Below are 18,546 nucleotides of genomic sequence, written 5' to 3' on the forward strand. Positions count from 1 at the left end.
CCGGGCAGAATGATCTGGGCTTGCCTTAGCAAGTCGCCGCGTCGCTGTCCAATGCTGCAGAGCCGCAAGGTCAGTCCCCGCCGGCCTTTTGGGCCAATCCGCGCAGTGCCGCAGCCCGGCCGAACTCGCGCATGGCGCGCTGGCGGGCCTGTTCGAAGCGCGGCAGCATCTGCGCCAGATCGCTGCGCGCAGCCTCGGCCCGCCGGGCAGCCGCCCCGGCCTCGGCGCTAGCCACCCGCGCCTCGGCCAGAGACAGCGGCGCGGCGGCGGCATAGCAACCTGCCACGACGGCCTCGGCCGCCGCGATTCCCTGGCGGGCAGCCGTGACATTCCGGTTCAGGGCCGCAAGACGCTTCAATTCCATCTCGGATTTCAACTCGGCCAGCCGCGCCAGCTGGGCCAGTTGCGGCGGCCTGCCCCCCGGCTTCACCATCCGGCCCGCGCCCGTTCGCGCATCTTCTCGGCAAAGCGAATGGCGGCAGCGACCGATGCGAACTGATCCCGCCGGATCTCCTCGCCCAGCTGTACCGTCGCGTGCAGCGCGCGTGCGCAGGGCGGGTCGGACCAGACCGGCACCCGGTGCGCCCCGGCCCGTTCACGGATACGGGCCGCGATCTCGTCCACGCCCTTGGCCACACAGACCGGTGCCCGACCGCTGCCGCGATGCCATTTCAGCGCCACGGCATAATGGGTCGGGTTCACGATCACCACATCGGCGGTCTCGACATCTGCGAGCATCTTGGACATGGCGATATCGACCGCTTTCTGCCGCCGCGCGGCCTTCAGATGCGGATCACCCTCGGATTCCTTGTGTTCATCCTGCATCTCCTGCCGGGTCATGCGGTTCTTGCGCCGATGCTCGACGTACTTCCACAGAAGATCGACCACCGCGAAACCAGCGGAAACGACAAGTGCCAGCAAAAAGGCGCGCTGCACGATCGCACCCAGCCCCAGCACCCAGGCCGTGCCGCCCCCGAGCCCGGCATTCTCGAGCATCACGAACAGCGAGCGGAACAGGTAGACGCCACCCGCGCAGACCAGCACCGATTTCCCCAGCGAAATGGCAAAGCCGACCCATCCCGATGCGCCGAATTTCTGCAACGCGTTCTTCACCGGGTCGATGCGGCGGAAGTCGATGGCCAGCTTTCCGACCGAGAAGACCAGCCCGCGCTGCGCGATCAGGGCAAGCAAGATGAAAACCATCGGAACAGCCGCCAGCAGGGTGACGGCAAGCGCGGCGAACTGCCACAGCGCCGCGCCAAGGGCAAAGACCGGGCCGATGGGCCAGCCATCCGAGCCCATGATCCGCGTCGCCATGCCGAGCCAGGATTTCACCGCAAAGACCGCCGCGATGCCGAAGGCCAGCCAGGCCCCGGCATACATGGCCGCCGCGTTCAGTTCGGTCGAGCGCGGCACATCGCCTTCTTCACGCGCCCGGCGCAGCCGCTGTTCGCTCGGCTCGAACTGCCTGGACTCCTTGTCCACCTCGCCGCTCATCGCACCTCCGGCAATTGCAGGGACAGGACGGCATCCGCCCAGCCAGACAGGATCGGCGGGGTCAGAACCACCAGCGCCGCCAGCGCCAGCAGGATCGCCGCCGGCGCGGCGATGAACATCACCGGCAGGGCCGGCATCACCCGGCTGACGATGCCGGACAGCGCCTGAAACAGGAAGCCGCCCAGAACGAAGGGGGCCGACAGCATCATCGCCAGCTGGAAGCTGGCGGCGATGACGGTGACGACGCCATCCAGCAGCCCGTCGATCGGGGGAAGCTGGCCGGCCGGCCAGAGCATCAGGCTGTCGGCCAGCAGCCGGACCAGCATGACCGGCAGGCCAAGCGCCATCAGCAGGGCGATGCCGCCAAGGTGGAAGAGATTGCCGATCGGATGCGGCGAGGCCTCGTTCGGCGCACCGATGATCTGCGACAGCGAGGCGGTCGCGGCGATGGCCGTGGCGGCGATATTGACGGCAAAGGCCAGCAGCCGCACCAAAATCCCGGCAGCAAGGCCGATCGCAAGCTCCGCCACAGCGGCGGCGATGAACAGGAACGGCGTTTCCGGTGGCGCGGACCGCGCGGCCGTGGAACCCGCCACCTCGGCCAGAACCGGCGTCAGCGCCATGGCGACGGCGATCTTGACCCGACCCGGAAGCACCGTCTCGCCAAATCCCGGCATGGCCAAGATGCAGGCCTGTACGCGGAAATAGCAAAGAACAGCCGGCCAGTTCGACCGCAGCAGCGCCTCGAGATCCATTCCATGCAGCGGATCGCCGGTCATCACGGCAGCTCGATCGTGCCCAGAAGCCGCAGATTGGCGGCGGGATCGATCTCGTCGAGACTGAGCACCGGCACCGTCAGGCCATGCGCGCTGAGCATGGCGCGCACCGCGCGGCGGCGATGATCCGGCGCGGCAATCACGGCCTCGGCGCGCGGATCGACGGCGGCAACGGTTCGCCGCACGGCCAAGGCGAGCTTCTGCGACAGCGCCGGGCCAAGAGCCCCGGCCCCGCCGCGCGCCGGCTCGGCCTCGATCTGAACGAATTCACTTTCCCAGGCCGGATGCAGCTGGAGCACAGACAGCTCTCCGCCGCCACCGGCCAATTGCTGGGTGATCTGGTCGCGCAGCCGCTTGCGCACCATTTCGTAGATCGCCTCGGGGCTGTCGAGGCCGCGACATTCGCACAGCGCATCCACGATCAGCGGCAGGTTGCGGATCGAAACACCCTCGGCCAGAAGCGCCCGCAGCACCGAGAGAAGCAGTTCGGGCGAGACCTTCTCGGGGATCATGCTGTCGAAATAGCGGCGGTGACGCTCGGACCGGGCGGGATCGCTGAGCGATTTCAGCTCGTCGATCTGGCGCTGCATCGCCGCCATGGTCATCAGCGCCGCGAGATGGGACCTGACCCCCTCCATCAGATGCGTCGAGATCACCTCCATCGGGCTGACCACCGTCGCCCCGCGCACAGCGGCATTTTCCTGGTCATCGCGCGACAGCCAGCGTGCGGCCCGGCCATAAACCGGCTCGACCACCGAGACCCCGGCCAGCCCTGCCAAGACGTCGTCAGGGCCAAGGGCCAAAACCTCGCCCGGGCGCAGGCTGCCACGACCACGGATGACGCCCTGGATGCGGATCTGGTAGTCCCCTCCCGGCAGCGACGGATCATCGGTTATGCGGACATCCGGCAGGATCAGCCCATAGCTCCGGGCGATGTGGATGCGCAGGTTGGCGATGCGGGCGCCAAGCCCGCGCGCCGGGTCCAGCGCGGTCAGCACCAGCGCCGTGCCGATCTCGACGCTGATCTCGTCCGTATCCAGGAGATCGCCGATCCGTGCCGGCGCGAGCTCGGGGGTGCCGGCCTGGGTCTCGCGGACCGGGGCCGCCACCTGCGGCTTCCTCCGCGCGATCTGCAGGGCCAGAGCCGCCAGCGCCGCAGCAACGCCCAGAAACAACAGGCGCGGCATGCCCGGCACGAAGGACATCAGGGCCATGGCGCCCGCCACCACGGCCGGGCCGTGCCAGCGCATCAGGAACTCGCGCGACACAAGCTGCGCCGTGGTTTCGGTGGCCCCGCCCCGCGACAGCAGCAGCGCCGCCGCCATCGAGGTGATCAGCGCCGGCACCTGGCTGACCAGCCCGTCGCCGATGGTCAGATGCGAATAGGTCGCAAGCGCGTCGCCGATCGGCATCTGATGGACGATCACGCCGACGCAGAGTCCGACGATCAGGTTGATCAGGGTGATCACGATCCCGGCGATGGCGTCGCCCTTGACGAATTTCGACGCCCCGTCCAGCGAGCCGAAGAAGCTGATCTCGCGCTGCTCGGCGATGCGGCGGCGCTTGGCCTCCTCGTGATCGATGGCGCCGGAACTCAGATCGCCATCGATGGCCAGCTGCTTGCCCGGCAGCGAATCCAGCGCGAAGCGCGCGGAAACCTCGGCCATCCGGCCCGAACCCTTGGTGATGACCATGAAGTTCACCACCGAGATGACGGCAAAGACCGTCATGCCCACCAGCAACGAGCCACCGGCGACGAATTCCGCGAAGCCGTTGATCACCTGTCCCGCCGCCTCGGTGCCGTTATGACCCTCCGAAAGGATCAGCCGGGTCGAGGAGACGTTGAGCGACAGGCGGATCACCAGCGAGACCAGCAAAAGCACCGGGAAGGCCTGGAAATCGGTCGGGCGCTCGACCAGCGAAGCCATGACCAGCACCAGAACCGCCGTGGCGATGGAAAGCGCGATGCCGAAATCCAGCAGGCCGGGCGGCAGCGGCACCACCAGCGAGATGACGATCAGCACCAGCACGCCGGTGACGATCAGCGGCGTCCCGGCGCGCTCGGACCTGGGACGACGCGCAATTGCAACGATTTCGCTCATTCTGCGGCCTCCGGCATCCCGGGCTTCCCCTGCACGCCCGTTGGCGGCGCCAGCAGATCGCTGATGGTCCAGGGCCTGCCGGTCATCAGCCCGGCGCGACGCAGGAAGATGATCGCCTCGATCCGGTCCGCGGGCGACATGTCGCGCAATTCGCCACGGTAGTCCGGCGGCAGCGTTCCGCCGTCGAGCAGCAGCGTCTCGGCCCGTTGGCGGTACCCCTGCAGGTCAGGGGCGACCGCCTGCTGCATCGGCCAGACCAGAAGCAGGGCCGGGACCAGCATTCAGGCGGCCTTCCTCAGATCGCGCAACTTGGCCTCGAGCGTGTCGTAATCGGGCCTCACATGCTCGGGCACGGTCTGGCGACCGACCTCGACGCAGAGATTGGTGGCATGCTGGTGGAGGCCCGCGATCAACACCGACTTGATCACGTCATAGAAGGCCAGGTCCTTGCGGATCACCCCGGCCAGACGGTGCGACAGCGGCGCGACAAGGCAATAGGCGAGAAACACCCCCAGGAAGGTTCCGACCAGCGCGCTACCGATCATCTTGCCCAGCACGGCGGGCGGCTGATCGATCGAGCCCATGGTCTTGATGATGCCCAGAACAGCCGCGACAATGCCCAGTGCCGGCAGGGCATCGGCCATGGATTGCAGGGCATGAGGGACCTCCAGCGCCTCTTCGCGGATCGCGGCGATGCGGCGGGACAGCATGTCCTCGACCTGGTAGGGATCGTCATAGTTGAGACTGGCCGAGCGCAGCGTATCGGCGATCAGCGAGACGATATTCTCGTCCGAGAGCAGGCGTGGATAAGCCGAGAAGATCGTCGATTGATGCGGGTTCTCGATATGTTCAGCCAAAGCTACCGGGTTTTCCCGGGCGATGCGCAGCAGTTGATAAAGCAGGCACAGCACGTCCTGATGATCGCTGACGCTGAGGCGCGGCCCCTTGAACGAGCGGATCAGCCCGCCAAGCGTGGCCTTGAGCACGTGGCTGTCATTCGACAGCAGATAGGAGCCCGCCGCAGCGCCGCCGATCATCATGAACTCATAGGGCAGCGAATGCAGGATGACCGCGAGGTGGCCACCCGCCAGCAGGAAGCCGCCGAACACCATCCCCATGGTCACGATAATGCCAACCAGACCGAACATGCAGGCTCTCCTATTTGTCGCGCACGCTGCGGGCGCCCATATGCGTTGTCAGGATGGCCGCCTGATTGGGATCGACCGCAGCCATGATGCGGGCGCCGGTTTCCGGCTGGACCCGCATCACGATCTCGGCGGCGAAATCGGCCGGAAGATTGGTCAGCACCGCCGCGGCCTCGGCCGGTTTCATCTTGTCGAAGACCGCCACCAGCCGGTCGACATCGCTTTGCACCCGGGTACTCTGATCGGTCTGCCGAAGCTGGACACTGGCCTTCATCGCCTTCAGCTCGACCAGCCGCGATCGCAGGCTGGCCTCGGCCGCCGCCAGTTCCTGCTTGCGGCTGTCTATCGCCTCCAGATAGCGCTCGATCCGCAGTCCACGGTCTCGCAGCTCTTCGGCCAGGGCAACGGCCTCCGGCACATCGCCGCACCCCTCCAGCAGTTCCGGAGGCGGGGCGGCGAAGGCAAGGAGGCTCGCGGCATGGCCCGAACCTTGCACCAGCGCGACGCCGAGCGGCAGAGCGAAGACCAGGCCCAGCAAGGGCAGCAGCGCCCTAGGCATCGAGCGGCACCCGCCGCCGGCGCAACCGTGTGACCGCGCCGCCCGGGGACCCGGATGCAGGATCGGCGCCAACGGCATCACGCATCCTCAGATGCAGGTCCCAGCGCGCGCGCTCGGACTGCGCCTTCTGCACCTCAGCGGCGAGGACCTCCCCCGCGCTCATTGCCTCCTTCCGTGCCAGCCTGATCGATTGTTCCAGCCGGTCGATCTCGGCGGCCATGACGGCGATGGCGCCGCCGAGTCCCTTCTCCAGATCGTTGAGGCGGCGCAGGCGGCGCGCGAGGATGGTGCAGAACACCATCAGGATGACCGAACCGGCGATGATGCCGCATTCCATGGCCGTGTCGAGCGTCATTTCAGTCTGAACTCCGTGATCAGCAGATCGGTGACGGGCAGATCGGGCAGCGCCTCGCGGGCGCGGGCGGTCAACTCGTATTTGATGATGTCCAACACGCCACGCTTGTCGAAGGCCAGCGGATCGACGTCCGACAGAAAGCCGTTGAAGTCGTCCAGCACGCGGGGAAGCAGCGCGGTGATGGCCTCGACCGCGCCGGCCTCGGTCTCGATGACCGTCGCAAGGCCAAGCACATTATGGCTGCCGCCAGCCAGCGTCAGTTCGATGGGGGGAACCGCGACGAAGGCGACGGCGCGATCGGCAGGCTCTACCTCCTTTTTGGCAGCCGCCTCCGGTCCCGGTGCGATCATGGCAAGCGGCGACCAGAACCCCATGAAGGTCGAACCGAAACCGGCTCCGGCCAGAACGACCGCCGCGATCAGGGGCAGCAGCACACGCTTGCGGCCTTTTCCGGGTTCGACAGCCTGTGCCGTTTCGGCCTGCATGGCGATTCTCCTTCCGACGGGAAAGTGAATAACACCTTGGCACTAACCGAATATTAACGCGCGCCATGGCATCAGGAGGCGAGACGAAAGCGGTGATTCGAAAGGATCGGTTTTGCAAAAACTGCAGGACTATTGGAGCGAGCGAAGCCCCCGGCAGCGGACGATCCTCGTCGGCGCGTTCCTTGCCGCCTTTCTGGCCGTTTCGGCCTTCTCCTGGCTGGCCAACCGGCCCAGCATGGCGCTGCTCTATGCCGGGCTCGACCCGACCGTCGCCGGCCAGGTGATTGCCGGAATCGAGCGCGCCGGCGTGCCCTACCTGGTGCGCGGCGATTCCATCTATGTCGATGCCGTACAGCGCGACCGGCTGCGCATGGACCTCGCTGCCGAGGGGTTGCCGGCCAGCGGCACCGCCGGCTACGAACTGCTGGACGGGATGTCCGGCTTTGGCACCACCTCGCAGATGTTCGACGCCGCCTATTGGCGGGCGAAAGAGGGCGAGCTGGCGCGAACCATCCTGGCGCTGCCGAATGTGAAATCGGCTCGCGTGCACCTGGCGGTGAAGCAGGGCCGGGGCTATCGCCGCGACGACAGCGCCAGCGCGTCGGTGACGCTGACCACGGCAACCGGGCCGATCAGCCAGGCGCAGGCAAGGTCGCTGAAATACCTGATCTCCTCGGGTGTGCCGGGATTGCTGCCCGAAGCGGTCACTGTGATCGACAGCGAGCGTGGCGTGGTCGCGGATGGACAGGATGGCACCGGCACCGAGCGCGCCGACGCGATGAAGCACAATGTCGAACGCATTCTCGAGCCGCATGTGGGGCTGGGCAATGCCATCGTCGAGCTGAATCTGGACCTCGTGACCGAGTCCGAGGTGGTGACGGAACAGCGATTCAATCCGCAGGAAACGGCAAAGATCTCGGAACTGGTCGAGGAAACCTCGGATCAGAGCAGCAGCGGCGGTGCGCCGGCGGTCACGGCGGCCTCGAACCTGCCAGATGGCGGTGCCGCGGGCGGCGATCCCAGCAAGTCCTCGCGTTCGGAAAATCGTCAGCAGTCGAATTACGAGGTCAGCAAGTCGGTGCGCGAGGTGTCGCGGCAGCCCGGCTCGGTCAGGCGCCTGTCCGTGGCGGTGCTGGTCAATGGTATCGTCCAGACCGCCGCCGATGGCAGCACGTCCATGGTGCCGCGCACGGATGCCGAGATCGAGACCCTGCGCGAGCTCGTGGCCTCGGCCGTCGGCTTCGATCCGGCGCGCGGCGACCAGATCACCGTCAAATCCCTGCCCTTCGCCGAATTGGGCACCGAGGGCACGCTGGCGACGCAGGGCGGCTGGCTGGACCGGCTGGAGCTGAACGCGCTGCTGAAGCTGTTGCTGATCGGCTTCTTCGCCGTGGCCGTCGCCGCGCTGATCCTGCGACCGATTCTGCGCGGGCGGCAGGCCGGCCAGACGGGAAATCGCTTGCTGGATGACAGCGGAGCCGGCACCGCCGGCCTGACCGCGCTGGCGGCTGATGCTGCGATGATCGAGCCGCCCTTCTCGCAGGCGGGGCTCGACGCGACGCTGATCGGCTCGGATCCGGCGGGCAAGGCGCCGCTGTCGCTGCCGCCCGCCGACCCTGTCGCACGGCTGCGCGGCATGATGAAGGACCGACAAGAGGAAAGCCTGAAGATCCTCTCGGGCTGGATCGATGAGAAGGAGAAGGCGCATTGAGCGAAGCGGTCTTCAGGCTTGAATCCTTCACCACCGACTCTCCGCCAACCCGCGATATGACTCGCCGGGATGAACTGGCCATCGCCTATCGCGACGGTCTGGCCGAAGGCCGCGCCATGGGTTTCTCGGACGAGCTGCGCGCATTGACCGAGGCCATAGGGGCGCTCGGGCTGGTGGTGACGGACGCCAAGGCGCTCTGGGCCGAGGCCGAGCGGGAGACCGTGGCGGGGCTCATGCCGGTGCTGAGCGAGATCGTGACCGCCTTGGCCGCCCAGGCTGACTCCGCCGGTATCGAGGCCGCGCTTCGGGACGAACTGCTGTGGCTGGCCGGTCAGGCGACGCCGCCCGGCTGGCACATCCTTTGCCCGCCGGACATGGAGGCGATGATCCGCCGCTGTGCAGCGGCGGCCGGAATCGGGGAAGCCGATATCCGGATCGGCCCCGAAGGCGAGGAAGCCTCGATCATCTTCGATCAGGGCCGCAGTGCCTTTTCGAAACAGCAGGTCGCCCAGCATTTCCGCGACCTGATCGCCGAGTTGCAGGAGGACGAATGATGGACGATCCATCGCAACTGATCGACACCGATGACATCGAGGTCGAGGTGACCATTCGCATCGGCCGCACGCGACTGACCGTGGCCGAGCTCTCGGCCCTGCGCCGGAACGAAGTGCTGACGCTGGACCAGTCGATCAGCGACGGGGTCGAGATCTGCGTCGGCGAGAAGGTCATTGCCCGGGGCGAGCTGACCGGCGATGGCGCACCCGAAAACCGGCTCTGCATCCGCATCATCGGCGCGGCCGAAACCCCGTGATCCGCGCGCTGCCGCTGCTGTACCTGGCCCCGGCCCTTGCCCTGTCGGCGCTGACGGCCGGGGCGCAGGGGTTCGAGGGGCTGGAGCCATTGCAACAGGGCGCGGCGGGCCTCGGGCAGAACGCGGTGCTGATCGTGCTGGGGCTGACGGCGATCTCGCTGGCACCCGGCATCGCCATCATGATGACCTGCTTTCCCTTCATCGTCACCGTGCTGTCGATCCTGCGCCAGTCGATCGGCCTGCCGCAATCGCCGCCCAACATGCTGATCGTCAGCCTCGCCATCTTCCTGACCTGGTTCATCATGGACCCGGTGCTGCGCGAGGCCTGGCAGGTGGCCGGCCAGCCGCTGAGCGAGGGTCGCATCAGCCTGACCGAAGCCTTCACCCTCGGGACCGAGCCGTTCCGCGGCTTCATGCTGGCGCGCACCGACCCCGACACGCTGGCGGCGCTGGCCGAGGTGGCGCCGGCGGGCATCGGTCCGCCCGAGCGGTTGTCGGTACTGGTGCCCGCCTTCATGTTGTCCGAGATCACCCGCGCCTTCGAGATCGGTTTCCTGATCTCGCTGCCCTTCCTCATCATCGACCTGGTAGTCTCGGCGGTGCTGATGACGATGGGCATGATGATGGTGCCGCCGGTGATGGTGGCCCTGCCCTTCAAGCTGGCCTTCTTCGTCGTCGTCGATGGCTGGACGCTGATCGCCGGCGCGCTGGTGCGCAGCTATCAATAGGCCGCGCCAGCGATAACCCGGCACGACAGGCGCTTGATCAGGCCTGCTTGCCCTTGAACTCGGAAATGCCCAGCACCTCCAGCACCTTGGCGACGATATGCGGCGCGTTCAGCGCCGAGGTGTCATACATCGCCATGGGCGCGTCCTGATCGACGAATGCGTCGGGCAGCACCATCGAGCGGAATTTCAGCCCGCGATCAAACACGCCCTCATCGGCCAGAAGCTGGGCCACATGGCTGCCAAAGCCGCCGACCACGCCTTCCTCGATCGTGATCAGCGCCTCGTGTTCTGCGGCCAGTTTCAGGATCATCTCGCGGTCCAGCGGCTTGGCGAAGCGGGCATCGGCAACGGTGGGGGTGATGCCGCGCGCCGCCAGCGCCTCGCGCGCCGCGAGCACCGCGGCAAGCCGGGTACCGAAGGACAGGATGGCGACGCCACGGCCGGGCGCAACGATGCGGCCCTTGCCGATCTCCAGCACGCGGCCGTGTTCGGGCAGGTCCACCCCCACGCCCTCGCCCCGCGGGAAGCGGAAGGCGATCGGGCCGCTGTCATGAGCGGCGGCGGTGGCGACCATGTCGACCAGTTCGGCCTCGTCGGCGGCGGCCATGACCACGAAACCCGGCAGGTTCGCCAGGAAGGCGATGTCATAGGCCCCGGCATGGGTCGGACCGTCCTGACCGACCAGACCGGCGCGGTCGATGGCAAAGCGCACGGGCAGGTTCTGCACCGCAACGTCATGGACGATCTGGTCATAGCCGCGCTGAAGGAAGGTCGAATAGAGGGTGCAGAAGGGCTTCATCCCGCCCGCCGCCAGCCCGGCGGCGAAGGTGACGGCGTGTTGCTCGGCGATGCCCACGTCAAAGCAGCGGCGCGGGAAGGTCTGGGCGAATTTCTTCAGCCCGGTGCCATCCGGCATGGCGGCGGTGATCGCCACGATCTTGTCGTCGCGGCTGGCCTGATCGACCAGCGCATCGGCAAAGACGGCGGTATAGCTGGGCGCGTTCGACTTGGCCTTGGCCTGCACCCCGGTCAGCACGTCGAACTTGCCGGTCGCGTGGCCCTTGTCGGCGGCGCTTTCGGCCGGGCCGTAGCCCTTGCCCTTCTTCGTCACCGCATGGATCAGCACCGGCCCCTTGGCCCGGGTCTTCAGCGTCCGCAGCAGCGGCAGAAGCTGGTCCAGATCATGGCCATCGACCGGGCCGATATAAGAAAAGCCCAGGTTCTCGAACAGCGTCCCGCCGACGGTCATGCCCTTCAGCATTTCCTTGGCCCGCCGCGCGCCCTCCTGGAAGGGCGGCGGCAGGAAGCCGACGGCGCCCTTGGCCACGGCCTTCAGCTCGTGGAACGGGCCCTCGGAATAGAGTTTGGTGAGATAAGAGGACATGGCACCCACCGGTGGCGCGATGGACATTTCGTTGTCGTTCAGGATGACGAACAGCCGCTTGCCCAGATCGCCAGCGTTGTTCAGCGCCTCATAGGCCATGCCAGCGCTCATCGCGCCGTCGCCGATCACCGCGATCGCATCGCCCGGATCGCCGCCCAGCTCGCGCGCCATGGCAAACCCCAGCGCCGCCGAGATCGAGGTCGAGCTGTGGCCCGCGCCGAAAGGGTCATAGGGGCTTTCGGCGCGCTTGGTGAATCCCGACAGCCCGCCGCCCATGCGCAGGCTGCGGATGCGGTCGCGCCGGCCGGTCAAGATCTTGTGAGGATAGCACTGATGGCCGACATCCCAGATGATCTTGTCGCGCGGCGTGTCGAATACTGCGTGCAGCGCCACGGTCAGTTCCACCACGCCCAGACCCGCGCCCAGATGTCCGCCGGTGACGGAGACCGCGCTGATCGTCTCGGCCCGAAGCTCGTCGGCCAGTTGCCGCAGTTCGGCATCGCTCAACGATTTCAGGTCGGAGGGCAGGGTCACGCGGTCCAGAACAGGCGTCGCGGGCCGGTCGTTTCCGTGGGTCGGGGTCATGGCTGTCCCCTCCTCGGGGCAATCGGGCTGGGCAATCGGGCTTGGCGGCGGTCAGGTGTCGCGTTCGATAACGAAACGCGCAAGCTCGCGCAAGTTTCCGGCCGCCTCGCCATAGGGCTCCAGCGCGGCCTCGGCCCGGTGAACCAGCTTGCCGGCCTTGGTCTGCGCGCCCTCGAGCCCCAGAAGCGAGACGAAGGTGGCCTTGCCGGCCTCTTCGTCCTTGCCCACGCGCTTGCCGGTCGCGACCTCATCGCCGGTCACGTCAAGGATGTCATCGGCGATCTGGAAGGCCAGCCCCAGATTGCGGGCATAGTCGCGCAGCGGCTCGGGATCGGCGCCGGCGATGATCGCGCCCGCGACCGCCGAGAATTCGATCAGCGCGCCGGTCTTTGCCTCCTGAATGCGTGTCACCTGCGTCACGTCGGGCTCGTCAACGGCAGTTTCGGCGGCGATGTCCAGCGCCTGCCCCCAGACCATGCCCTGCGCGCCAACCGCGCGGGCAAACTCGGCGATCAGAGCCACCCGCGCCTCGGGTGAACCGATGACCTCGCCGGTCAGCAGCTGGAAGGCCAGCGTCTGCAGCGCGTCGCCGGCGAGGATCGCGGTGGCCTCGGACCACTGGATATGCACCGTGGGCATGCCCCGGCGCAGATCGTCGTCATCCATCGCCGGCAGGTCGTCATGGACAAGGCTATAGGCGTGCAGCGCCTCGGCGGCGGCGGCGACCGGCAGGGCGGCCTCGTCGCTGACGCCGTTCAGCCGCGCCGATTCCATCACCAGAAAGGCCCGGACCCGCTTGCCGCCAAGCGTGGCATAGCGCATCGCATCGGCCAGTTCGCCGCGCGGCAGGCGGGCGATGGCCTCGTCCAGCGCCGCGCCGACCATGGTCTTCACGGCCTCGAGCCGTTCCTGCATTTACAGGCCCTCGGCGGGCGTGGTGCCGGCGGGCGAGCCATCGGCGGCAAGGGTGATCTTCTCGACCCGCTCTTCCGCCTCGCGCAGCCGCGCCTCGCAATGGGCGCGCAGCTTGGCCCCGCGCTCGTAGAGGCTGATCGATTCGTCCAGCGTGGCATCGCCGGTTTCCAGCTTCGAGACCGTTGCTTCCAGTTCCTTCATCGCCTGTTCGAAACTCAGGCTGCTGACATCATCGCTCATCCGGCGGTCTCCATTAGTTCGATCACATGGGCGCGCGCGCTGCGGCCCAGAGCGGCGAGATCATAGCCACCTTCGAGGCTGCTGACCACCGGGGCGCCCGAGACCGCCGCCGCGTCGCAGATGGCGCGGGTGATGGCGGCGAAATCCTGATCCTGCCAGTCAAGCTGCGCCAGCGGATCATCGGCATGGGCGTCAAAGCCCGCCGAGATCAGCACCAGCTGCGGCTTCCAGCCGATCATCCGGTCAAGAATGCGCCCCCAGGCCGCGCGCGCCACCGCCCCGTCGCTGCCCGGGCGCAGTGGCACGTTCATGATCTGACCGAAATCGCCGGTCTCATCCGCCGCGCCGGTGCCGGGATAGAGCGGCATCTGGTGGGTCGAGGCAAAGAAGGCGCGCTTCTCGGACCAGAGCAGGTCCTGCGTGCCATTGCCGTGATGCACGTCGAAATCCAGCACCGCCACGCGGTCCAGCCGGTGATGATCCAGCGCCCGTTTCGCCGCGATGGCGACAGTGCCGAAGAAGCAGAACCCCATCGCCGTCTCGCGCTCGGCATGGTGGCCGGGCGGTCGCATGGCGACAAAGGCGCTGTGCGCCTTGCCGGTCAGCACCGCATCGACGGCATCGGTGGCCCCGCCCACGGCGCGCAAAGCGGCATCCCAGCTGCCCGGCGCGGCATGGGTGTCGCCGTCCAGCATCTGCCAGCCCTCGGTCGGGATCGAGCCCCGGATGCGGTCGACATAGGATTGCGGATGGCAGCGCAGCAATTCGGCCTGATCGGCCAGGGGCGCCTCGTGCCAGTCAAGCGGCAGGTCCGCCAGCGCGTCCAGCACCGAGCGCCGCCGGGGAACCTGCTCGGGATGGCCGGGCGGGGTGACATGCCGGTCGGCATCGGGATGGGTGTAAACGCGCGTGGTCATGGCCAGCACGCTAGGACGGCTGCCGGGTCAGGGCAATGTGAAACAAGGCCGCGTGGCATGGGGCTTAACCCTTGGGTTTCGGCGCCTCGTCGGCAAAGAGGTGTTCTGGCCCCGGAAAGCGCCGGGCGCGCACATCGCCGGCATATTCTGCAATCGCCTCGCCCGCGGCCTGCCCCAGTTCGGCATAGCGGCGCACGAATTTCGGGCGGAAATCCGAGAAGAGGCCCAGCATGTCGTCGATGACCAGGATCTGCCCGTCGCAACCGGCCGAGGCGCCGATGCCGATGGTCGGAATGGCGATCTCGGCGGTGATCCGGTCCGAGAGGCTTGCCGGCAGCTTTTCCAGCACCACGGCAAAGGCCCCGGCGTCCGTCACGGCCTTGGCATCGTCCAGCACCTTCTGCGCCGCTGCGCCGCGCCCCTGCACCGAATAGCCGCCAAAGGCGTTCACCGCCTGCGGCGTCAGCCCGATATGGGCCATGACCGGAATGCCGCGCTGCGTCAGAAACTGGATGGTCGGCGCCATGCTTTGCCCGCCCTCCAGCTTAACCGCGCCTGCCCCGGTCTCCGCCAAGATGCGGACCGCGCTGGCAAAGGCCTTGTCCGGCCCGGCCTCGTAGCTGCCAAAGGGCATGTCGACAACGACCAGCGCGTGCTGGCTGCCGCGCATGACCGCGCGGCCGTGATCGATCATCATCTGCAGGGTCACGGGCAGGGTCGAGTCAAAGCCATAGACCACCATGCCAAGCGAATCGCCGACCAGCAGCACATCGCAATGCGGATCGGCCAGCTTGGCAATGGGGGTGGTGTAGGCGGTCAGGCTGACGATCGGATCGCTGCCCTTGCGGGCGCGGATATCAACTGCGGTCAATCGCTTGATCGTGCCGGTAACGCTCATCCCTGATCCCCCTTGCGCTCGCCGTGGTTCTAGCCGCTCGCCGGTCCGCGATCAACGCACCCGGCCCAAAGCCGGAGCCTATGGCCGCGCGGCCAGAAGCCGCGTGCCGTCATGCCCGGTGATGTTCAGCGTCATCAGCGAGCCTTCGGGCAGGCCCTCGGGCAAGGCGACTTCGGTGAATTGCTCGGTCCGGCCAAGCGCCGGGCCTTCGGTCAAGACCAGATGTTCGCGTCCGACCTGCGCCTCGAGATGGCGCAGCAGCGCGGCATCGCCTGCGGCGCGCAGCCGGGCGGCGCGGTCGCGGATGATCGGCCCCTTGACCGCCGGCATCCGCGCGGCGGGCGTGCCCTTTCGGGCGGAATAGGGAAAGACATGCAGGAAGGTCAGGCCGCACTCCTCGACCAGCTTCAGGCTGTTCTCGAACATGGCATCGGTTTCGGTCGGGAAACCGGCGATGATATCGGCGCCGAAGACCATGTCCGGGCGCAGCCGGCGCGCGTCCTCGCAGAAGCGGATGGCATCGTCTCGCAGGTGGCGGCGCTTCATCCGCTTCAGGATCATGTCATCGCCCGCCTGCAGCGACAGGTGCAGATGCGGCATCAGGCGCGGCTCGCTGGCGATGGCCAGCATCAGGTTCTCGTCCGCCTCGATCGAATCGATCGAGCTGATCCGCAGCCGCGGCAGGTCGGGCACCAGCCGCAGGATGCGCATGACCAGATCGCCGAGGCGCGGCTGTCCCGGCAGATCGGCACCCCAGCTGGTCAGGTCGACCCCGGTCAGCACCACCTCGTTGAAGCCCCGGTCACGCAGGCGCTGGATCTGTTCGACCACCACGCCGGCCGGAACGCTGCGGGAATTGCCGCGGCCATAGGGGATGATGCAGAAGGTGCAGCGGTGATCGCAGCCGTTCTGGACCTGCACATAGGCGCGATGGCGACCGAAGCCGTCGATCAGGTGGCCGGCGGTTTCCTTGACCGACATGATGTCATCAACGCGGATCTTTTCGGTCTCGCCGATCCAGTTCGGGGCGCGCAGCCCGGTCCAGGTCTCGGGCTGCATCTTCTCGTGATTGCCGATGACGCGCGTGACCTCGGGCATGGCGGCAAAGGTCTCGGGCTCTGTCTGCGCCGCGCAGCCGGTGACGATGACCGGCGCACCGGGATTCTCGCGCGCCAGACGACGAATCTCCTGCCGCGCCTTGCGCACGGCCTCGGCCGTAACCGCGCAGGTGTTCACGACGACCGCGCCCGAAAGCCCTGCCGCCTCGGCCATTTCGCGCATGGCCTCGGTCTCGTAGGCATTCAGCCGGCAGCCGAGCGTAGAGAAGACCGGCGCGCTCATCCGGCCAGCCATTCGGGGGTGAAGACGCCGGAAAAGACATGCGCCGTCGGCGCCTCCATCCAGACGCCATCCTCGCGCCAGTCGATCATCAGCACGCCGCCGGGGACATTCACCTTGACCCGCCGACCGGTCAGCCCGCGCCGCGCCGCAGCCACCGCCGCCGCGCAGGAGCAGGAACCCGAGGCCAGCGTCGGCCCGGTGCCACGCTCCCAGATGCGCAGCAGGATCTCGTCGGGCGAGAGCACCTGAACGACCTCGACATTTGTGCGTTCGGGGTAAAGCGGGTGATGTTCGTATTCCGCGCCGAATCGCGGCAGGTCGATGGCGGCGGCATCGGGAACGAAGAACGTGATATGCGGATTGCCCATGCCGGTGGCGACCGGATCGCCCGGAATCGGCAGATGGTCGATATCGACATCTTCCGCCAAGGGAATCGCCCGCCAGTCCAGCACCGGCTGACCCATGTTCACACGCGTGAGACCATTGCCGGCATCCTCGGCCAAGAGGATCGCGTGATCGGTGCGCAGCGACAGCCCGTCTCGGCCGGTTTCGTCCATCACATGCCGCGCGATGCAGCGGGTCGCATTGCCACAGGCGGCGCTGACCGAGCCATCGGCATTCCAAAAGCGCAGCCGGACATCGGCCTGATCGTCCATCTGGATGGTCGCCAGCTGGTCGAAACCCACGCCGCGATTGCGGTCCGCGATGCGCGCAATCACCTCTGCCGCCGGTGCTTCGCCGCCCCCGCGCAGATCGATCACCACGAAATCATTGCCCAGCCCGTGCATCTTCATGAAAGGCAGGGCATCGCCGGAATATGTGTTCATGACCGAGCATATAGGCCCCCGATGAAGATTCCGCCAGAGATGATGATTTTTCCGCTTGACGCTGCCCGACGCCCCTCCTAGTTAGGCGCCCTGTTGTGGGCCCATAGCTCAGTTGGTAGAGCAACTGACTTTTAATCAGTGGGTCACAGGTTCGAATCCTGTTGGGCTCACCATTTTTTCCAAGTGTCGTGCGACACCTAAGTTGGCCATTTGGGACAGCTTTTTGTCCATTTGCGACAAAAATTCTGGGTCACGTCCGTCAAGGTGGTGTAATTTCCCAGATGGCCTGAGGTCATGATCAAGCGGCTTTCGTTGTGATGCTGAGAATGGGGTCGATTTCCTCCTTGTCGATCTGGGCGAAGGCCTCGACCATCATGTAGCGGCTGGCGGTCTGCCATTCGTCGTTCTGCTCGAACAGCACGGCACCGATCAGGCGCATGATGGAGGTCTCGTTCGGGAAGATCCCGGCGACATCGGCGCGGCGCTTGACCTCCTTGTTCAGGCGTTCGATCGGGTTCGTGCTGTGCAGCTTGGTGCGGTGCGGGCGTGGGAAGGACATGTAAGCCAGGACGTCGTGCTCGCTGGCGTCCATGAGGTCGGCCAGTTTCGGCCAACGCGGGCGCAGCTGCTCAGACACCTTGCGCCAGGTCTCGCCAGCATGGCCGCGGTCGGGTTGGTCGAAGGCCTGTCGGATCGCGGCCGCGACAACGGTGTGCCGGCCGCGCGAGACATGGGCCAGGGCGTTGCGCATCCAGTGAACGCGACAGCGCTGCCAAGTTGCCTCGAAGACCCGGGCGATGGCGGCCTTGAGGCCGGTATGTGTCGAGGCGGGGCACGAAACGGTCCGGGGGACCGTTTCGCCGCCGAGGGCTGATCACCAGCCGGACCCCGCCGAGGCCACGCGCTTTCAGCGAGCGCAGGAACTCGGTCCAGAAGGTCTCCGCTTCGGAAGGACCGATGCCCAGGCCGATGATCTCGCGCCTCCCCTCGGTATTGGCGGCGACGGCGATTATCGCCGCGACCGGAACGATGCGCCCGCCTTGGCGGACCTTGAGATAGGTCGCATCCAGCCAGAGATAGGGCCATTCGCCGGTCAGCGGCCGGTTCAGGAACTCGCCGACCCGCTCATCATTCGCCATGGAGCTTGAACCAGTGGCGCGCCATGGCTCATTCCTTGCAGAGCTTCGATACCGTGGACTTGCCCGGCTTTTGTGGAGAGCGTTTAGCTTACTTCCCGGGCCTTTCGCTCGAATGCGAGGGGGCTCTGGAA

20 protein-coding genes, 1 tRNA gene and 1 pseudogene are annotated in these 18,546 nt (G+C 67.0%); 5 read left to right on the plus strand and 17 right to left on the minus strand.

Annotated elements, in window-relative coordinates:
- Positions 1-70: 70 nt before the first annotated feature.
- From Q1A36_RS17465 to Q1A36_RS17505, 9 genes are read right to left on the minus strand one after another with little or no spacing between them, the layout of a single operon-like run.
- Positions 71-433 (minus strand): hypothetical protein, encoded by a 363-nt coding sequence (locus Q1A36_RS17465; protein WP_299846814.1) that lies wholly within the window; start codon positions 431-433, stop codon positions 71-73.
- On the minus strand, positions 427-1,497 hold the full coding sequence (locus Q1A36_RS17470) for a flagellar type III secretion system protein FlhB (RefSeq protein WP_299846816.1): 1,071 nt from the start codon (positions 1,495-1,497) through the stop codon (positions 427-429). The genes Q1A36_RS17465 and Q1A36_RS17470 overlap by 7 nt, the downstream gene beginning before the upstream one ends.
- A complete protein-coding gene (locus Q1A36_RS17475) occupies positions 1,494-2,276 on the minus strand; it encodes a flagellar biosynthetic protein FliR (RefSeq protein ID WP_299846818.1) in 783 nt (260 codons plus the stop codon). Before Q1A36_RS17475 ends, Q1A36_RS17470 begins: the two co-directional genes overlap by 4 nt.
- Positions 2,276-4,375: a flagellar biosynthesis protein FlhA gene (locus tag Q1A36_RS17480; RefSeq protein WP_299846820.1), complete on the minus strand. Its 2,100-nt coding sequence runs from the start codon at positions 4,373-4,375 to the stop codon at positions 2,276-2,278. The genes Q1A36_RS17475 and Q1A36_RS17480 overlap by 1 nt, the downstream gene beginning before the upstream one ends.
- The gene (locus Q1A36_RS17485; RefSeq protein WP_299846822.1) at positions 4,372-4,656 is read right to left on the minus strand and encodes a hypothetical protein; all 285 of its coding nucleotides are present in this window, start codon (positions 4,654-4,656) and stop codon (positions 4,372-4,374) included. Before Q1A36_RS17485 ends, Q1A36_RS17480 begins: the two co-directional genes overlap by 4 nt.
- Positions 4,657-5,523, minus strand: coding sequence for a flagellar motor stator protein MotA (gene motA / locus Q1A36_RS17490; RefSeq protein WP_299846824.1), 867 nt, complete (start codon positions 5,521-5,523; stop codon positions 4,657-4,659).
- A 10-nt stretch (positions 5,524-5,533) separates the two neighbouring features.
- Positions 5,534-6,079 carry a hypothetical protein gene (locus tag Q1A36_RS17495; RefSeq protein WP_299846826.1) on the minus strand — a complete coding sequence of 182 codons (546 nt, stop codon included), beginning with the start codon at positions 6,077-6,079 and terminating at the stop codon, positions 5,534-5,536.
- A complete protein-coding gene (locus Q1A36_RS17500; RefSeq protein ID WP_299846828.1) occupies positions 6,072-6,434 on the minus strand; it encodes a hypothetical protein in 363 nt (120 codons plus the stop codon). The genes Q1A36_RS17495 and Q1A36_RS17500 overlap by 8 nt, the downstream gene beginning before the upstream one ends.
- Positions 6,431-6,919, minus strand: a complete 489-nt coding sequence (locus tag Q1A36_RS17505) for a flagellar basal body protein FliL (RefSeq protein WP_299846830.1) — start codon at positions 6,917-6,919, stop codon at positions 6,431-6,433. Before Q1A36_RS17505 ends, Q1A36_RS17500 begins: the two co-directional genes overlap by 4 nt.
- A 112-nt stretch (positions 6,920-7,031) precedes the next feature.
- On the opposite strand from Q1A36_RS17505, the gene fliF reads away from it, so the two are divergent.
- From fliF to fliP, 4 genes are all read left to right on the plus strand, one after another.
- On the plus strand, positions 7,032-8,630 hold the full coding sequence (gene fliF / locus Q1A36_RS17510) for a flagellar basal-body MS-ring/collar protein FliF (protein ID WP_299846832.1): 1,599 nt from the start codon (positions 7,032-7,034) through the stop codon (positions 8,628-8,630).
- Between the two features lie 56 nt (positions 8,631-8,686).
- Positions 8,687-9,184, plus strand: a complete 498-nt coding sequence (locus tag Q1A36_RS17515) for a hypothetical protein (RefSeq protein WP_299846834.1) — start codon at positions 8,687-8,689, stop codon at positions 9,182-9,184.
- Positions 9,184-9,441: a FliM/FliN family flagellar motor switch protein gene (locus Q1A36_RS17520; protein ID WP_101752542.1), complete on the plus strand. Its 258-nt coding sequence runs from the start codon at positions 9,184-9,186 to the stop codon at positions 9,439-9,441. Before Q1A36_RS17515 ends, Q1A36_RS17520 begins: the two co-directional genes overlap by 1 nt.
- Positions 9,442-9,521: 80 nt before the next feature.
- Complete coding sequence (gene fliP / locus Q1A36_RS17525; RefSeq protein WP_299846852.1) at positions 9,522-10,169, plus strand: flagellar type III secretion system pore protein FliP; 648 nt, start codon at positions 9,522-9,524, stop codon at positions 10,167-10,169.
- Between the two features lie 37 nt (positions 10,170-10,206).
- Here fliP and dxs read toward each other — a convergent pair whose 3' ends face one another.
- The 7 genes from dxs to dapF form a co-directional block, all read right to left on the minus strand.
- Positions 10,207-12,138, minus strand: coding sequence for a 1-deoxy-D-xylulose-5-phosphate synthase (gene dxs, locus Q1A36_RS17530; protein WP_299846836.1), 1,932 nt, complete (start codon positions 12,136-12,138; stop codon positions 10,207-10,209).
- Between the two features lie 51 nt (positions 12,139-12,189).
- Positions 12,190-13,053 (minus strand): farnesyl diphosphate synthase, encoded by an 864-nt coding sequence (locus tag Q1A36_RS17535; protein WP_299846838.1) that lies wholly within the window; start codon positions 13,051-13,053, stop codon positions 12,190-12,192.
- Positions 13,054-13,293 (minus strand): exodeoxyribonuclease VII small subunit, encoded by a 240-nt coding sequence (locus Q1A36_RS17540; RefSeq protein ID WP_299846840.1) that lies wholly within the window; start codon positions 13,291-13,293, stop codon positions 13,054-13,056. It abuts the gene before it with no gap.
- Positions 13,290-14,210 carry a histone deacetylase family protein gene (locus Q1A36_RS17545; protein WP_299846842.1) on the minus strand — a complete coding sequence of 307 codons (921 nt, stop codon included), beginning with the start codon at positions 14,208-14,210 and terminating at the stop codon, positions 13,290-13,292. The genes Q1A36_RS17540 and Q1A36_RS17545 overlap by 4 nt, the downstream gene beginning before the upstream one ends.
- Before the next feature lie 64 nt (positions 14,211-14,274).
- Positions 14,275-15,108: a 3-methyl-2-oxobutanoate hydroxymethyltransferase gene (panB, locus tag Q1A36_RS17550; protein WP_299846844.1), complete on the minus strand. Its 834-nt coding sequence runs from the start codon at positions 15,106-15,108 to the stop codon at positions 14,275-14,277.
- Between the two features lie 78 nt (positions 15,109-15,186).
- Complete coding sequence (gene mtaB, locus Q1A36_RS17555) at positions 15,187-16,449, minus strand: tRNA (N(6)-L-threonylcarbamoyladenosine(37)-C(2))-methylthiotransferase MtaB (protein ID WP_299846846.1); 1,263 nt, start codon at positions 16,447-16,449, stop codon at positions 15,187-15,189.
- Positions 16,446-17,276: a diaminopimelate epimerase gene (gene dapF / locus Q1A36_RS17560; RefSeq protein WP_299846848.1), complete on the minus strand. Its 831-nt coding sequence runs from the start codon at positions 17,274-17,276 to the stop codon at positions 16,446-16,448. Before dapF ends, mtaB begins: the two co-directional genes overlap by 4 nt.
- A gap of 97 nt (positions 17,277-17,373) precedes the next feature.
- Between dapF and Q1A36_RS17565 the strand changes: the two genes are divergently transcribed.
- Positions 17,374-17,449 (plus strand) — tRNA-Lys (locus Q1A36_RS17565).
- A 125-nt stretch (positions 17,450-17,574) separates the two neighbouring features.
- On the opposite strand, the pseudogene Q1A36_RS17570 reads toward Q1A36_RS17565, so the two are convergent.
- Positions 17,575-18,406, minus strand: a pseudogene (locus Q1A36_RS17570) (IS256 family transposase); the annotation flags it as partial.
- Between the last annotated feature and the right edge of the window lie 140 nt (positions 18,407-18,546).

Origin of the sequence: uncultured Paracoccus sp., from assembly GCF_947487305.1 — a bacterium.
In the GTDB taxonomy this organism is placed as follows: Bacteria; Pseudomonadota; Alphaproteobacteria; order Rhodobacterales; family Rhodobacteraceae; genus Paracoccus.

Excerpts from the sequence above, each read along its gene's own strand:
- Q1A36_RS17485 (WP_299846822.1), bottom strand. The coding sequence starts at position 4,656 with ATGCTGGTCCCGGCCCTGCTTCTGGTCTGGCCGATGCAGCAGGCGGTC.
- Q1A36_RS17540 (WP_299846840.1), bottom strand. The coding sequence starts at position 13,293 with ATGAGCGATGATGTCAGCAGCCTGAGTTTCGAACAGGCGATGAAGGAA.
- Q1A36_RS17500 (WP_299846828.1), bottom strand. The coding sequence starts at position 6,434 with ATGACGCTCGACACGGCCATGGAATGCGGCATCATCGCCGGTTCGGTC.
- Q1A36_RS17480 (WP_299846820.1), bottom strand. The coding sequence starts at position 4,375 with ATGAGCGAAATCGTTGCAATTGCGCGTCGTCCCAGGTCCGAGCGCGCC.
- Q1A36_RS17535 (WP_299846838.1), bottom strand. The coding sequence starts at position 13,053 with ATGCAGGAACGGCTCGAGGCCGTGAAGACCATGGTCGGCGCGGCGCTG.
- Q1A36_RS17515 (WP_299846834.1), top strand. The coding sequence starts at position 8,687 with ATGACTCGCCGGGATGAACTGGCCATCGCCTATCGCGACGGTCTGGCC.
- Q1A36_RS17465 (WP_299846814.1), bottom strand. The coding sequence starts at position 433 with ATGGTGAAGCCGGGGGGCAGGCCGCCGCAACTGGCCCAGCTGGCGCGG.
- mtaB (WP_299846846.1), bottom strand. The coding sequence starts at position 16,449 with ATGAGCGCGCCGGTCTTCTCTACGCTCGGCTGCCGGCTGAATGCCTAC.
- Q1A36_RS17475 (WP_299846818.1), bottom strand. The coding sequence starts at position 2,276 with ATGACCGGCGATCCGCTGCATGGAATGGATCTCGAGGCGCTGCTGCGG.
- dxs (WP_299846836.1), bottom strand. The coding sequence starts at position 12,138 with ATGACCCCGACCCACGGAAACGACCGGCCCGCGACGCCTGTTCTGGAC.
- panB (WP_299846844.1), bottom strand. The coding sequence starts at position 15,108 with ATGAGCGTTACCGGCACGATCAAGCGATTGACCGCAGTTGATATCCGC.
- dapF (WP_299846848.1), bottom strand. The coding sequence starts at position 17,276 with ATGAACACATATTCCGGCGATGCCCTGCCTTTCATGAAGATGCACGGG.
- Q1A36_RS17470 (WP_299846816.1), bottom strand. The coding sequence starts at position 1,497 with ATGAGCGGCGAGGTGGACAAGGAGTCCAGGCAGTTCGAGCCGAGCGAA.
- Q1A36_RS17505 (WP_299846830.1), bottom strand. The coding sequence starts at position 6,919 with ATGCAGGCCGAAACGGCACAGGCTGTCGAACCCGGAAAAGGCCGCAAG.
- Q1A36_RS17545 (WP_299846842.1), bottom strand. The coding sequence starts at position 14,210 with ATGACCACGCGCGTTTACACCCATCCCGATGCCGACCGGCATGTCACC.
- Q1A36_RS17495 (WP_299846826.1), bottom strand. The coding sequence starts at position 6,079 with ATGCCTAGGGCGCTGCTGCCCTTGCTGGGCCTGGTCTTCGCTCTGCCG.
- motA (WP_299846824.1), bottom strand. The coding sequence starts at position 5,523 with ATGTTCGGTCTGGTTGGCATTATCGTGACCATGGGGATGGTGTTCGGC.
- Q1A36_RS17520 (WP_101752542.1), top strand. The coding sequence starts at position 9,184 with ATGGACGATCCATCGCAACTGATCGACACCGATGACATCGAGGTCGAG.